Origin of the sequence: Rurimicrobium arvi, from assembly GCF_039540495.1 — a bacterium.
Lineage (GTDB): Bacteria > Bacteroidota > Bacteroidia > Chitinophagales > Chitinophagaceae > Rurimicrobium > Rurimicrobium arvi.
The window spans coordinates 320,503-335,237 of sequence record NZ_BAABEZ010000024.1 but is presented as its reverse complement, the minus strand read 5'-3'; the positions used below and the strand labels follow the sequence as shown (position 1 = coordinate 335,237).

Here is a 14,735-nt window from a genome sequence, read left to right as displayed (position 1 = left end):
TTCACACTATGCTAAAAGATTTCTACCGGGCTGTAAGCTATGTATGGACTAACGCCACACCGGATGTAAGTATAAGTATGGTAGGTCGCCAATTGGATTCTTTAGCACAAAAATATTGCACACGTGAGCTGAGATTAAAAGCGAAGAAAACATACGAAACTACCAGTTTCGACTTGTTGATGAATGAAAATTCCTATGAAATAGTGCCACCGGAATCATTAATAGTTATTAATGATACACGACCCAACTCATACATCGTGTCATACAAATCAATAGACCAGGATGCATCAGGCAAACGCATCCCGACAGCAGTAACATTGCATGTAGTGGTAGTCAGGTGCAAAGACGGCTACAGAATAAGCGAAATAAAGTAGCGGACAGTATTATGCGATTATAGGAATTTGAAAATTGCATGCGCATCAGTCTAACGTTAAATGAGCCTAATTACATGAAAATATTACAACGTATTGCACTGCTTACAACAATATTAATGGTGGCAGGTTGCCATTCAGATACCAAAGAGTATCAGACAGCCGGAAAGTTGAAATCCGCGTCGGTTTCAGCGAATATCCGATCGCATCAGGATTCGACGATTACCTACACCAAAAAAACGGCAGGCTTAACTATCTATTTGAAAATATATTCCGCATCAGAACATAAAAAAGATTTTCAATTGAGTATAATAACACACTCAGAAGATTCAATAAAGTTCAAAGGCCAGGCATCACTATTGGTCCTGGATGATGAAAACGGTAATCCGTGGGTACCGGAAAGCTCGCTTATTCTGGACGAAAATACCGGTGAGGATTATATATGTGACTCCTCGTACGATTACAATTCAGAAACAGTAGAACTATCGTTCGGCATTGAAAGACGTCCGGGCAACAGGCTTCATCTATTGATCTGGCATTCTAAAATTCCATCTTGTGTAGACTCGGACTACACATTATATAAAATCTCTCCGGCAAACAATGAATAGTGTTAAACGTACAATTATGTCACGCAATCAATTGATGCGATTGTTAATGATACTCCCGTTGGCGTCCTGCTCCACAGGAAAGAAACAGGCGTTAAAAACAAATATTGAGCCAGCGATACTTACTGAAACAGCAGCGTCCACAAGGAATTTCAATTTACCTGACTCATTTTATTATTGTAGTTCCGGCAGCTCACCTATGGCAAAGCTCGCAATAAAAAAGCAGTCTTTAGCTCATCGAAAAGAAATGCCTGACAGTCTGGAATTTGAACTTATACTTACCGGCAAGTACCCGTCTGATAAAATCAGTGGAGTTGCTGTTCTGTCCAGTAATAACGAGTCGTTTTCTGATCCGGACGAAGTGGATGGGGGCGATTATTTTTCCGCTGATTACTACTGTAAAAAAAACAGCACCAAAATCCGCCTAGATATTGAAACATATCAGGCATGTGTTGTAAATATCAACGCTCACTCACGAGAAAGCTACTTTTTAAAAAAGCGAAGCAGGTAAACGGCATTAGCCTCCGAGATAAATAGGCAGCAAAGGGACTATAACGCGACTTGAAGAATATGATGAAAGAATACGACATTTTGAAAAAGTTCAAAAAACAACTCTTATCAGCGACAGCAATAATTTGCTTCTGCTTCATATCTCCGGCAAGAGCACAATCGACAGTCAATGCCCACGAGCGATGGTTGAAGCAGCAGGAGCACTATTATAAAAGTTTCATTAAGAAGTTTTACGTTATTGTATGCGCATCCCGAACAGATATTGGCCTATTAAAAGAGGTGTTTTGGGATGCGCAACGAGATACTAATATCTTTGGAAAACTGAAATCCTTTTGTACAGAGCTCTCCGCAGGCCTTCCCGAAAAAAAACTGTTTCAGCTTATTGACAGTGCCAAAGTAAGTGAAGAAGGGCTGGAGTTTGGATTGATCATACCTGTAAATGTTTCCGCGACAAACACCATTTATTTCGAACTAAGTTGTGATAGTCCGTCCATTATTGAATACATCTGGCTTAACGATGGTACTTCTCTGAATTCAATCATTAATAATAATGTTCCTCACGAAAAACTTTTCCTTGTTGGTAGCGTGAACGATAAGGACGGTTATGTCAATATCAGGAACGGTCCGTCATCAACCGCAAAAGTTACAGGCACCTTAACCGACAGGGATTACTTCTACTATATCCCCAATGGCAATACGGACTGGTGGCAGGTCGCGAGGACTGAAAACCTAAAAGCGCTGACAGGCTATGTTCACAAAAGCCGCATTCTGAGATTTAATGACATGTCCCGGAGTTTGAAAAACAAAGTCAGACGAGACAGACGGGAACATTAATGAACAAAGCCTACAACACTAAAAACGAAAAGAACTTCTCGTGAGGAAATATATTGCGATACAGGGAATGGCATTACTGATATCCATGGCTCCCCTAATACCTATGCGCAGATTAAGGCAGAAACTATGCTAAAAGATTTCTACCGGGCTGTAAGCTATGTATGGACTTTTGAACCACCAGAAAGCATCGGAAAAAAATTGGATTCCCTGGCCCGGAAGTACTGCACGCAGGAATTGCGGCTAAAAGCTAAAAAAATCTATGAGACTCAGGGGTTCGATTTGCTAACAAACGAAAATCCATATAAAATAGTACCGCCCGAATCGCTAACGGTCACCACTGCCATCCACCCCAACACTTATATAATCTCCTACAAGTCGGTTTATGATGATGGGTCGGATAAGGGAATACCAACAAATGTAACCGTTCACCTTACAGTTAATAAATGCAAAGACGGCTCAGAATAGGGGAAATAAAGCAAAGCTATACACTTGATTAGATACGAAATTAATAATGCAGATATCTAGGCCAATTTCCGACCGGGTTACAGGATATTAGAACGTATAGGCATTCAGCATAATGACTACTGTTTGAAATTAAGGTGACGCAGACGTAAAAGCATCGCCATTTTAAACAGGGAATCAATACCAGTACCATAAAAAATTATCAAACGACAAATGACATACAGATGAATTTAATTACGAAATTATCCCTGTTGCTGTGCTGTTCCGTAACGGCATTAACCAACGCGGCGGCACAATCCTCAGACTGTCGCATTTCCTATGCATACGATGCTGCAGGAAACCGCATAAGGCGTTCCTTCAATTGTGATGCGGCACCCCACCCCCTGGGACAATACCGGTCAGCAAACACACAAACTTCTATCCGGATTAAATCCGAATCCAACCTCCGGCTTCGTCACAGGCACATTTTATGAACCGGTAAGCAGTGCCTTTATTGAAGTAAACAGCATGGAAGGTATCGCCGTAGCAACACTAACGCTTAGTCAGTTATGCAGCTCATTTACCATGGACCTCTCAGCACTGATACCGGGAACATACATTGTAACAATACGCGTAGCCGGACTCGTTGAAGGGTATACGTTGATCAGGATGTAATCTGCTTGATTTTCTGATTTGCATTCACCGAAACTTTAGCGGTGTATACCGCCTCCTTACCGAAATATAAACGGTAACGGTATCGCTCGCTATACAATTAACTACATTCGTGTTCGCTGAATGGTCAGCGTTAAACACAAGACATGAAAACAATACTTTCCCTTTTAAGCGCCGGCATCATTGCATTACCTGCACGCTCCCAACAGGAACCACCGCATTATAAAATTGCAGCTGATAGCTTTGAAGCCCGCTATAATACCGGACAATTCGAAGCAATTTACGCGTCCTTCTCCCCGGAAATGCAGGAGCACCTGCCTGTCGGACAAACGCGTACATTCCTGAACGGATTAAAAGAGCAGGCAGGTACTATTATTAAAAAGAGCTTTGCCGGATACGACCAAAGTATGGCGGTGTATAAAACACAATTTGAACGCGCACTCCTGTCTGTGAATCTCTCCCTTAACGATGCCGGACAAATCAATGGTCTGCTTGTAAAGCCCTTTACGGAAATAAATATCGCCCGCCCGGAACGCAATACAACGAAAATGGCGTTGCCGTTCAAAGGTGAATGGACGGTGATCTGGGGCGGCGACACGAAAGAACTCAATTATCATGTGGAAAGCGAAGCTCAAAAAAATGCCTTTGATATTGTCGTTACAGACGCTTCCGGCAGTTCACACAAAAACGACGGTACAAAAAACGAGGATTATTATGCGTTCGGAAAAGAACTGTTCGCTACGTGTGACGGTGAAGTGGTATTAGTTGTCGACGGTATTAAAGACAACGTGCCGGGAGTGCTGAACCCGGTTTATGTTCCGGGCAATACCGTTATTATACGTACTGCGGCAAACGAATACGTATTCTTCGCGCATTTTAAACAGCATTCCATTTCGGTAAAACAAGGTGAGAAAGTTAAACGCGGACAATTGCTGGGTCGCTGCGGCAACTCCGGCAACTCCTCAGAACCGCATCTGCACTTCCATCTTCAGAATATGGAAGATATGACTACCGCAACCGGCATAAAGTGCTTTTTTGACAACCTGAACGTAAACGGGAACAAACAGCACGATTATTCACCGGTAAAAGATGACAAGATAAGCGCGAATTAGAAAGAAGTCACCTGCGCACGCGGCGAATTCCCTTGAAGCGTTTGCGGAAATAATCTTCCCGCAACATGCTTATGGTTATGCCTTTGCTGCCTGCATGGATAAATTTTATATTCTGCTTCCTGCCGGAAACCACAATACCTACGTGGGCCACTTTCTTTTGCTGGTGATCGGGGCCTTTGAAAAAAATAAGGTCCCCGGTCTTTGCCTTTCTTCCCCGTACTTTCTTACCGGAAGTGGATTGTTCCAGCGCTGTACGCGGAAGCGTTAACCCTGAATGATTAAAGCAATACCAGGTGAATCCCGAACAGTCGAATCCTTTTGGAGAAGAACCTCCCCATTTGTAAGGCGCGTTCAACTGTAAAGCGGCAAATTCCACCAGTCGCTTCATATGCCTGCTGCGCAATTTGGTTACGCCGTTATGAGTTTCCTCTTTTGAAACAGGACGGGCTGTCCTGCACGCAACGAAGAACAGCACACTCATAAGCAGCACAATATAACTGCAGCATTTACCCATGCGGCAAAAGTATATTGTAGCACACAATTTTATGCGAATTACACTTGCCATTATAAAATAATGTCCGTTCTCCTGATTTACTTATTTCGTTTGCGCTACATTTGCGCACGCCAATCTTGTCGGAATTAAAGGACCATTGTTCCACCGGAGATTAATTAATGAAATTTAAGTCGCTAGAAATTATCAACAGTAAGGACAGGATATCCAGCGTAGATATTTTCAGAAGTATCGCGATTATTACCGTTGTTTTATTTCATTTCAATTTCAGTCTGCCCTACGGATACCTGGGCGTAGACCTGTTTTTCCTGATTTCCGGTTTGTTGGTGGGAGGAATGCTCGTCCGGCAGCTGGAAAGAAATGAACCGGTGCATTTCGGGCGCTTTTTTCTGCAAAGGGGTTTTAAAATCTGGCCCTCTTATTACGTCTTCCTCCTGTTAGGTAATGGCATTGCATGGATTTTATACCACAATACTCACCCGGAGCAGATCATTCCATTGTGGGATCTGAAACGGTATGTATTTTTTTATCAGAATTATACGGGCAAACCGTTCCACTGGAGCTTTGATCACGTCTGGTCACTGTGTGTCGAGGAACACTTTTATATATTGCTGCCTCTGATGTTTATTGTATTACAGCGCTTTGTGGCCCTGGAGCATCGCAAAAAAATGCTGCTCGTTTTTGTGATACTTACCATTGCAGCCGGCATGCTGTTCAAATATTGTTCGTTCTTCTTTACGCGCAGCAAAGACACCTACTCTGCGACGCATAATCGGATAGATGCACTAGCCTGGGGTGTATTGCTGCACATGGCGGTCACCCGTTATAAAGACAGACTTCGGTCGGCAACATTACAGTTACCGTTTTTTGGCCTGGGCGTATTACTCTTCGTTGCAGCCCTTTACACGAACATAAACTGTGGCAGTGTGCTGTTCAACCGGGTCTATTTCCATTCAATCGTTCCGTTATGCTTTTTCCTGATGTTGCTGGGATTGTATTATGTGGACTTTTCAAAATGGAAAGCGCTACGGTTTATCGCTTATTACAGCTATAACTGGTATTTATGGCATCCGTTGTTTGTATTGTTCCTGACAGCGCAATTCGGCAATACTCCCATTGGCCTTTTATGCTTTATATCCCTCACGTTCCTGATTGCAGTAATTATGACTACGGCTATTGAGGAACCGGCGCTCCGGAAAAGAAAAGCCATTCTGGATAAGTTGTCAGGCAAACCTGATCGGGTCGGCACGCAAAGCGCAGAAACTCCCGATCAAAAGGATCTTTCAAACTGATAATGAGTCGCTAAAGCGAATTTTTCATTACCAGTTCAAATTTAATATATAGGAAACAGGTGCTGTATACCTTTGCAGGACGGAAGAACTGAAAAAAAGTACGCCTGACTTCGGGCAGATACACAATGCGACGACTACGGCTTGCGTTAATGAAAGCAGTCCTTCCGATCCACCTTATGATCCCGCACCGGCATCTGACCAAATCACTGCAAACGCTCCTCGCGTTCCTTGCATTTTTTACAACACCGTACACATTATATGCAGACGGCTACAACAGCGTTTCTTTCTTCGTTGTGGCACATCCCGATGACTGGCAATTGTTCATGGGAAAGCATGCCAATGAAGTAGCCGGTATTCCATCGCGCAAGATGGTTTTTATTTATGTTACAGCAGGCGATGCCGGGGCTGGCAACAGCATCAGAGACATGGGTAAGATTCCCTATTTTATGGCACGGGAATTTGCCGCAATGAAAAGCACCATTTTTCTTTGTCAGTCAGTTTCCGACAGCAACCGTGATTCATACAGTATAACAGCTGTCAATAGTCACAGTATCGTTGTCAGGCGCTATAAAAATACGGTATCTTATTATCTCCGGCTCCCGGACGGTGGCGTCGAGGCACAAGGACAACATGCGTTGAAAAAGCTGTATAAAAACCAGATAACTACGTTGAATTCGGTAGACAACCAGAACCAGTATACAGGCTGGCAGGATATAGTTGAAACGATCTCCTCAATCATCCGGACGGAAACCGCCGGCATCACTGACCTGAAGGAAATAAATATGCCGGATATCGCAGGAACAAGAAACAACGGAGATCATGTAGACCATTATATGGCGGGCGTTCTGGCCTTATCGGCTACAAAAAACAGTTGTTTCAGCAACATATTGTACCAGGGGTATAAAATTGCGAAAGAACCTTCGGATTTAAATATGGACGCCGTACTATTTAAAAGGAACCTGTTGCGCCAGATAGGCAACGAACTCGCAGGCGATGGTTATGCCGACTGTCAGGACGATGGTCATGTTGCGTTTACCAAAAATGAAAAATGGATCGTCGAAAATAACGCCTGCACATTCCATGATCCGTTTGCAAGTTTTGTCCGCACCAGAGGATACCGGATGGAAGATGTGGCCGACACATCAGACTATTTCGCCATAAAACTTTACCCCAATCCGGCAGGCTCCCAGGTGTATATGCTGATTTCAGATGCCACGGAAGACCTGTACAGGATTGTGTTATACGATATGCAGGGCACGGCAGTGAAAACAAAAGCGCTGCACCTCGATAAAAACAGCAGTGAAGTCAGCATTGATACGGAATCGCTTCCTGCAGGGAATTATATTGTACGGCTGGAAGGTGGCAATCAGCGTGCAACTGCTTCTTTTATAAAAAACTGAGTGCTGCTTTGCAAGGAATAGCCTTTCTGTCTGAAAAAATAAACAATAAAAAAGCCCCGCTGATGCGGGGCTTTTGTCTGTGGAAGCACACGGATTCGAACCGCGGACCCTCTGCTTGTAAGGCAGATGCTCTGAACCAGCTGAGCTATGCTTCCTGAAATCGAAATAAAAAAGCCTCGCATAATTGCGAAGCTTTAGTGGAAGCACACGGATTCGAACCGCGGACCCTCTGCTTGTAAGGCAGATGCTCTGAACCAGCTGAGCTATGCTTCCGATTTTAAGAACTTTTACCCTTTCACGCATCGTTTTCAGCGCTTTGGGAGTGCAAAGATAGAAGATGGTTCGGATTCTCCAAATTTTTTTAAGAAAAAAGTTTTTCGGCTCTATTTTCGCACAAAGAAACAACTGATAATGGACCAACTGATGGGGCTGATTCGCGCAGCCTACGACAACCGCGAACTGCTGAAAGACGCAGCCTACGAACAGGCTGTTCATGATACGATTGCACTGATCGATAAAGGAACTTTACGTGTGGCAGCCCCTGCTGCAGACGGCTCCTGGCAGGTAAACCAATGGGTGAAGGAAGCGATCCTGATGTACTTCGGCGTTCAGAAAATGCAGACCTGGGAATCCGGCCCTATGGAGTTTTATGACAAAATGCTGCTTAAAAAGAATTACGAAGCACTCGGCGTACGTGCGGTGCCGCACGCTGTAGCGCGCTACGGAGCATACATTGCACGCGGTGTGGTGCTGATGCCTTCCTATGTAAATATCGGTGCTTATGTCGATGAGGGTACGATGGTCGACACATGGGCTACCGTGGGCTCCTGCGCTCAGATAGGAAAGCATGTACATCTGAGCGGGGGCGTGGGTATCGGTGGTGTACTGGAACCATTACAGGCGGCTCCGGTGATTATCGAAGACGGTTGCTTTATCGGCTCCCGCTGTATCGTGGTGGAAGGTGTGCACGTGGAAAAAGAAGCTGTGCTCGGAGCGAATGTAGTACTCACACAATCGACAAAGATCATCGACGTATCCGGAGCGGAGCCCGTTGAGTACAGAGGTCGTGTTCCCGCACGCAGCGTGGTGATCCCGGGTTCTTATGCCAAGGAATTCCCCGCCGGCACCTACCATGTGAACTGTGCCCTGATTATCGGCCAGCGCAAGGAATCCACCAATCTCAAAACAAGTCTGAACGATGCACTGCGCGATTTTAATGTAGCAGTGTAACTATATAAATATTAATACAAAAGGCGCTGCAATCAGCGCCTTTTGTATTTAAAAAAATCCGTAAATATCTTTTTCCTTACGAAGCGCATCTGTCTTCGCCTTTTTTGTAGCATAATCGCATTCGATGCACACCTTCGCCCGCCAGAGATTGGCTTTGCGAAACGCGTCTTTCTCTTTTTTCTCGCCGCATTTTTTACAGACCTGAAAATCAGGTTCCGGAGCGGTGTCCTTCGTCAATGGCGTTAATGTGACCTGGTGTGTCTTTTTCATAAACACTTGTTTCTGTTGCTGAGCAAAAAAATCCGATCAAAAAAAGACAGCTGCCGGGGAAAAAATGTTACGGAAAACACATGGCTTTTGTATTTTCAGCCATTCTTATTCATCAAACTCCCAACCCGACATATCCGTAATCATGTTTCCCGGACAGCTACCTGCTAAACATAACGCTGCAGACACAACAATATTTTCCGTGATGAGCCTTTTAGCTCAAAAAAATAATGCAATTAACCTTTCGCAGGGTTTTCCGGACTTTCCGATTGAGGGACAATTATCTACGCTGCTGCACGAAGCGTCCGTTTCCGGACTGAATCAATACGCTCCCATGCCGGGTCTCCCCGCATTGAGAGAGGCCATTGCCGCCGATTTTCTCACGCGTTACGGGGTTGCAATTGACCCGGAAACCGAGATTACCATCACACCGGGAGCCACTTATGCCATTTACACGGCTTTCACCAGCCTGCTGCAGGCTGGTGACGAAGTGATTGTACTCGAACCCGCGTACGACAGTTATATTCCGAATATTGAAATGTCGGGAGCGATCCCCGTACCGGTGAAGCTGCTCCCCCACTCTTTCCGTCCGGACTGGAATGCAATTGCCGCTGCAATTACCGAACGCACAAAAGCGATCATTGTTAACACTCCTCATAACCCTACCGGAAGCGTATGGTCTGCGGAAGATTGGAATACCTTATGGGAACTGCTCAAAGATCGGCCTGTATATGTATTGTCCGACGAAGTATATGAGCAATTATTATTCGACGGGCGGCAGCATTATTCGGTGTTACAGCACCCCGGTCTCCGCGAACGCAGTTTTGCGCTTTATTCGTTTGGAAAAGTGTTTCACAATACCGGCTGGAAGATCGGCTTTGCGGTTGCTCCTCCGGCTATGAGTAAGGCTTTTCGCCGGCTGCATCAGTTTCTGAGCTTCAGCGTAAACACACCGGCTCAATGGGCATTGGCACAGTTTATCGGTTCGGGAAATCTGGCGAAGCCTGCAGCATTACTACAGCAAAAGCGTGATTATTTCAACAGTCTTATGCAACACACTCCGTTCCGGATGCTGGCACCGGCATCAGGCAGCTACTTCCAGCTATATTCTTATGAAGGATTATCCGATATGAGTGATAAAGACTATGCCTGCTTCCTGACGGAGCAATTCGGTGTCGCATCTATCCCTGTAAGCGCATTTTACAGCGACGGCACCGATCATAAGATACTCCGGGTTTGCTTTGCCAAAAAAGAGGAAACGCTGAAAGAGGCGGCATTGCGGCTCAAAGCCGTTGCTTCCGGAAAATGAGTTCCGGAAAAATGAAAACCAGTTACATTTGCGCAAAAGAAAAACCAAGGCAACGCAGAGATGGCAGAACAAGAAGTAGTGTATAACGAAGACAGTATACGGTCGCTCGACTGGCGGGAACACATCCGCCTGCGCCCCGGTATGTATATCGGGAAACTCGGCGACGGAAGCAGTGTGGACGACGGCATTTATGTGCTGCTCAAAGAGGTGATGGACAACTGTATCGACGAATACATGATGGGCTATGGCAAAAAAATTGAGCTGACACTTGAAAACGGAATCGCAACTATCCGCGACTACGGACGGGGTATCCCGCTCGGAAAAGTGGTGGATGTGGTAAGCAAAATCAATACCGGTGCGAAGTACGACAGTAAAGCTTTTCAGAAATCGGTGGGTTTGAACGGTGTGGGTACAAAAGCCGTGAATGCGCTCAGCACGCGCTTCAGCGTCACTTCTTTCCGAGACGGCAAAATGAAAACTGCCGACTTCGAGCGCGGACAACTGCTGAAAGAACACAAAGAGGCAAGCACCGATCAGGCAAATGGCACTCTGGTGATTTTCACGCCCGACGACACTATTTTCAAGCATTATAAATTCATACTGGAATATGTAGAAAACCAGATATGGAACTACTGCTTCCTGAATGCCGGATTACAGATCCACTTCAACGGGAAGAATTTTGTCTCAAAAAACGGGTTACTGGACCTGTTGCAGCGTAAAACCAATCCGGAAACCATCCGTTACCCCATCATACATATGAAGGGTACTGATATTGAGATCGCGCTTACGCATACCGGCGATTACGGGGAGGATATCTACTCGTTTGTAAACGGTCAGCACACCACTCAGGGTGGTACGCACCAGGGCGCATTCCGCGAGGCTTTTGTAAAGGTGGTCCGCGATTTCTTTAAGAAAGATTACGATGCATCCGATATCCGTCAGAGTATCTGCGCCGCAATTGCCGTAAGGGTACAGGAACCGGTATTTGAAAGTCAGACGAAAACAAAACTCGGTTCACAGACGGTTTCAGAAGGTGGCGCAAGCATGAAATCTTTTGTGCTGGAGTTTCTGGCCAAAGAACTGGACAATTTCCTGCATAAAAATCCGTCCACTGCCGAAGCGCTTAAGAAGCGTATAGAACAAAGTGAACGTGAGCGGAAAGAGTTATCCGGTATCCGTAAGCTGGCCAATGAGCGTGCGAAAAAAGCAAACCTGCATAATAAAAAGCTGCGCGATTGCCGTATTCACTATAACGATCAGCCTCCGGCAAAAACTAAAGAAGAGTTTGTTCAGAAGCAGAACGAATCGACCATATTCATTACTGAGGGGGATTCGGCAAGCGGATCCATCACAAAAAGCCGCAATGTGGAAACGCAGGCAGTATTCAGTTTGCGCGGTAAGCCGCTCAACTGTTTCGGCCTGACTAAAAAGGTGGTATATGAAAATGAGGAGTTTAATTTATTGCAGCATGCGCTGAATATTGAGGAAGGCATGGACACACTGCGTTACAACAATATTGTGATCGCAACCGATGCCGACGTGGATGGTATGCACATCCGCCTGCTGATCATGACATTTTTCCTGCAGTTTTTCCCGGATCTCGTGCGTAACGGTCACGTGTTTATCCTTGAAACACCACTCTTCCGTGTGCGTAACAAGCAGAAAACGATTTATTGCTATACCGATGAGGAACGTCAGCGCGCGATCCATCAATTGGGCAACAAACCGGAAATCACGCGATTCAAAGGACTTGGAGAGATTTCTCCGGAAGAATTCGCTGGATTTATCGGGGAAGATATGCGTAAGGTACCCGTAATGCTGAGCCAGGATACACAGATCCAGAAATTACTGGAATACTTTATGGGCAAAAACACACCTCAGCGCCAGACGTTTATTATCGAAAACCTGGTGATTGAAAAAGACCTTGAAGAAGAATTGCTAAAAGCCTGACATATTATTCGAGTTCGCTGCATTCAAACCCCAGGGAGAGTACCGAGAGGATCACTTCCTGGGGTTTCAGCGTAGGGGAAATGATCTTGAGTACACGGTCGCGGTCTTCCGTATCAATACACCAGCGTTCTATCTGCTTCATCTGATCAAGCAGAAATTTAAGGCGCAACTGTTGCTGCAGGCTGCGGATATTGGTCCTGAACAGGAGGATGGTGGCGCGTGTGGCAGTCATATACCTACGATTTACCGGATTTTAAATGGGGCTTAAAACAAGGCAAACCTAGGTAATTCGTGCGATGTGTTAAAGAAATTTAGGTTAAACGGCGGTAAAAGCGGCAACTGAGTCGGTAAACCATTATGCTGCCGGACTGTACAGAATACCCGCATGGTAGGTCACTTCCTGCAAATGATATGCATGCCTGCCCATATATTCTGCATCGGCGCTCTGACGTATCCTTTTCGCCTGATCAAAAGGGATCAGAATCAACGATTCCTGATCATTTGAAAAAATAAAGAATGCTGTTTTAAAAGTACCCGGATAAAGCAGGCTTAAGGTGATCATCGATTCGGAAATTTCCTGGTCCGACTCAAAGTGGATAAGTCCCCAGGCTCCGGATATCGGATTACCTTCCGCGTTCAGAACCGGCAGTGCAAGCCTGTGATGCGCAGCAGCATAATCCGGTAAAGGGAGCTCATTCATTGATAATTCGATGTTTAGTAAATTGTCTCTTGATTATCCTAAGCAATTCTCGTGCCAAATATCCGTTGATTTACCTAGAATTTTCCCAAAAGTCTTTTAAAGTTTTCCATAATCGTGGGTAAAATCACCTTAAAAGTGCGCAGGTATTGAATTTTACGGTCGGAAGTCCGCAGATAAAAAATTTGAAATTCCGCGTTTCCGCTTATTTTTGAGTTGTATGGACCACAGCCATTTATTAGTTTATATATCGATTTGCGTACTCATGATCGCTTTTTTTGCGGGTACGGAGATTGCGTTTATCTCTGCAAGCAAACTGAATATTGAGCTTAAGCGTAAAAGAGGTTCACTTACCGGAAAAATCCTTGGAAATTTCTCGGCCCACCCGGAAGAATTTATCGGCTCCAGCCTGATAGGCGTAAATGTTTTTCTCGTGATTTACGGATTACTGATGACCCGTCTTACGGAACATTGGTGGGAAGCGTTATTCGGCTTCCTGAAAAAAGGCGTCAGTCACAGTGCATTTGAATATGTATCCCTCATTGCAGACACCACGTTTGCAACATTGGTGATCCTTTTTGTGGCCGAATTCCTGCCAAAGATTATTTTCAAATCCAACTCGGAGCGTCTCCTCACGCTGTTTGCGATACCCATGCAGCTTACCTACTGGATATTCTACCCGCTTGCAAAATTCTTTGTGAGCGTATCGGAGTTCATCCTGCATTACCTGCTTAATGTGCGTATCCGCAGCGGCAAGGAAGTGTTTAACCGCACAGACCTGGAGCAGTTCATCAAACAGAGTCTGCACGGCCATCAGGGCGACTCCGGCGAACTGAATACCGAACTGTTTGAAAACGCACTGGAACTGGTGAATATCAAAGTGCGCAAGTTTATGATTCCGCGTAACGAAGTGGAAGCAGTGGAGCTGCATACACCGCTTTCCGTGCTGCGTCAGAAATTTATCGAAACACAATTATCCAAGATCATTGTCTACAGTGGCTCTATCGACAATGTGCTCGGTTACGTGCATCACCTCGATCTGCATAAAAATCCATCCGGTATCCAGTCTGTACTTCACTCCATTTCACCGGTCCCGGAAGCAATGAGCGCAGTGGACCTGATGAACCAGTTTACGCGCGAACGCAAAAGCATTGCCTGGGTGATCGATGAATTCGGCGGAACTGCCGGTATCGCTACAATGGAAGACGTGCTGGAAGAAATATTCGGCGACATCAATGACGAATATGATGTAGAGCAATATGTGGAGCAGCAACTCTCCTCCAATGAATATATTTTCTCGGGTCGCCTGGAGCTGGACTACCTGAATGCAAAATACGGGTTTGATTTTCCGGAAGACGAGGCAGAAACGCTTTCGGGCTATATTATCGACCGGCATGAAACCATACCGCGGCAAAATGAAAAGATACTGATCGACAATTACCAGTTTGTGGTGTTACTGGTGAGCGACACGCGTATCGAGACCGTAAAAATGATTGTGATGGATTGATCGTTCCATCGTATGTTTGACAGCAAA

At 45.2% G+C, this 14,735-nt stretch carries 15 protein-coding genes and 2 tRNA genes; 11 read left to right on the top strand and 6 right to left on the bottom strand.

Translation table 11 applies throughout. From position 1 onward, the window contains the following. The first annotated feature begins 448 nt into the window (after positions 1-448). From ABD846_RS13975 to ABD846_RS13955, 5 genes are all read left to right on the top strand, one after another. Positions 449-979 (top strand): hypothetical protein, encoded by a 531-nt coding sequence (locus ABD846_RS13975; protein WP_344828323.1) that lies wholly within the window; start codon positions 449-451, stop codon positions 977-979. 16 nt (positions 980-995) lie between these two features. After that, positions 996-1,487 carry a hypothetical protein gene (locus ABD846_RS13970; RefSeq protein WP_344828320.1) on the top strand — a complete coding sequence of 164 codons (492 nt, stop codon included), beginning with the start codon at positions 996-998 and terminating at the stop codon, positions 1,485-1,487. A 59-nt stretch (positions 1,488-1,546) separates the two neighbouring features. Then, positions 1,547-2,320 (top strand): SH3 domain-containing protein, encoded by a 774-nt coding sequence (locus ABD846_RS13965; RefSeq protein WP_344828318.1) that lies wholly within the window; start codon positions 1,547-1,549, stop codon positions 2,318-2,320. Between the two features lie 828 nt (positions 2,321-3,148). Next, the gene (locus tag ABD846_RS13960; RefSeq protein ID WP_344828315.1) at positions 3,149-3,436 is read left to right on the top strand and encodes a T9SS type A sorting domain-containing protein; all 288 of its coding nucleotides are present in this window, start codon (positions 3,149-3,151) and stop codon (positions 3,434-3,436) included. Between the two features lie 143 nt (positions 3,437-3,579). Beyond that, the gene (locus ABD846_RS13955; RefSeq protein ID WP_344828312.1) at positions 3,580-4,545 is read left to right on the top strand and encodes a peptidoglycan DD-metalloendopeptidase family protein; all 966 of its coding nucleotides are present in this window, start codon (positions 3,580-3,582) and stop codon (positions 4,543-4,545) included. Between the two features lie 7 nt (positions 4,546-4,552). Here ABD846_RS13955 and ABD846_RS13950 read toward each other — a convergent pair whose 3' ends face one another. After that, positions 4,553-5,059: a C40 family peptidase gene (locus tag ABD846_RS13950; protein WP_344828310.1), complete on the bottom strand. Its 507-nt coding sequence runs from the start codon at positions 5,057-5,059 to the stop codon at positions 4,553-4,555. A gap of 158 nt (positions 5,060-5,217) precedes the next feature. On the opposite strand from ABD846_RS13950, the gene ABD846_RS13945 reads away from it, so the two are divergent. Together ABD846_RS13945 and ABD846_RS13940 are read left to right on the top strand one after the other, a co-directional pair. After that, on the top strand, positions 5,218-6,348 hold the full coding sequence (locus ABD846_RS13945) for an acyltransferase family protein (RefSeq protein ID WP_344828308.1): 1,131 nt from the start codon (positions 5,218-5,220) through the stop codon (positions 6,346-6,348). A 149-nt stretch (positions 6,349-6,497) separates the two neighbouring features. Further along, positions 6,498-7,748, top strand: a complete 1,251-nt coding sequence (locus ABD846_RS13940) for a T9SS type A sorting domain-containing protein (protein ID WP_344828306.1) — start codon at positions 6,498-6,500, stop codon at positions 7,746-7,748. 80 nt (positions 7,749-7,828) lie between these two features. Here ABD846_RS13940 and ABD846_RS13935 read toward each other — a convergent pair. Both ABD846_RS13935 and ABD846_RS13930 read right to left on the bottom strand, forming a co-directional pair. Further along, positions 7,829-7,903, bottom strand: a tRNA-Val gene (locus ABD846_RS13935). Between the two features lie 43 nt (positions 7,904-7,946). Further along, a tRNA-Val gene (locus tag ABD846_RS13930) sits at positions 7,947-8,021 on the bottom strand. Between the two features lie 138 nt (positions 8,022-8,159). On the opposite strand from ABD846_RS13930, the gene ABD846_RS13925 reads away from it, so the two are divergent. Then, positions 8,160-8,978: a 2,3,4,5-tetrahydropyridine-2,6-dicarboxylate N-succinyltransferase gene (locus ABD846_RS13925; RefSeq protein WP_344828304.1), complete on the top strand. Its 819-nt coding sequence runs from the start codon at positions 8,160-8,162 to the stop codon at positions 8,976-8,978. A gap of 48 nt (positions 8,979-9,026) precedes the next feature. Here the strand turns inward: ABD846_RS13925 and ABD846_RS13920 are convergent, their stop codons facing one another. After that, positions 9,027-9,248 carry a hypothetical protein gene (locus tag ABD846_RS13920; RefSeq protein ID WP_344828302.1) on the bottom strand — a complete coding sequence of 74 codons (222 nt, stop codon included), beginning with the start codon at positions 9,246-9,248 and terminating at the stop codon, positions 9,027-9,029. Positions 9,249-9,390: 142 nt separating this feature from the next. On the opposite strand from ABD846_RS13920, the gene ABD846_RS13915 reads away from it, so the two are divergent. Both ABD846_RS13915 and ABD846_RS13910 read left to right on the top strand, forming a co-directional pair. Beyond that, the gene (locus ABD846_RS13915) at positions 9,391-10,554 is read left to right on the top strand and encodes a methionine aminotransferase (RefSeq protein ID WP_425568048.1); all 1,164 of its coding nucleotides are present in this window, start codon (positions 9,391-9,393) and stop codon (positions 10,552-10,554) included. Between the two features lie 60 nt (positions 10,555-10,614). Continuing rightward, on the top strand, positions 10,615-12,504 hold the full coding sequence (locus ABD846_RS13910; RefSeq protein WP_344828297.1) for a DNA topoisomerase IV subunit B: 1,890 nt from the start codon (positions 10,615-10,617) through the stop codon (positions 12,502-12,504). A gap of 4 nt (positions 12,505-12,508) precedes the next feature. Here the strand turns inward: ABD846_RS13910 and ABD846_RS13905 are convergent, their stop codons facing one another. Continuing rightward, entirely contained in the window at positions 12,509-12,736 is a 228-nt protein-coding gene (locus ABD846_RS13905) for a hypothetical protein (protein WP_344828295.1), read from the bottom strand. Positions 12,737-12,859: 123 nt separating this feature from the next. Further along, positions 12,860-13,204, bottom strand: coding sequence for a hypothetical protein (locus ABD846_RS13900; RefSeq protein ID WP_344828293.1), 345 nt, complete (start codon positions 13,202-13,204; stop codon positions 12,860-12,862). 262 nt (positions 13,205-13,466) lie between these two features. On the opposite strand from ABD846_RS13900, the gene ABD846_RS13895 reads away from it, so the two are divergent. After that, on the top strand, positions 13,467-14,708 hold the full coding sequence (locus tag ABD846_RS13895) for a hemolysin family protein (RefSeq protein WP_486374925.1): 1,242 nt from the start codon (positions 13,467-13,469) through the stop codon (positions 14,706-14,708). Positions 14,709-14,735 lie beyond the last annotated feature (27 nt).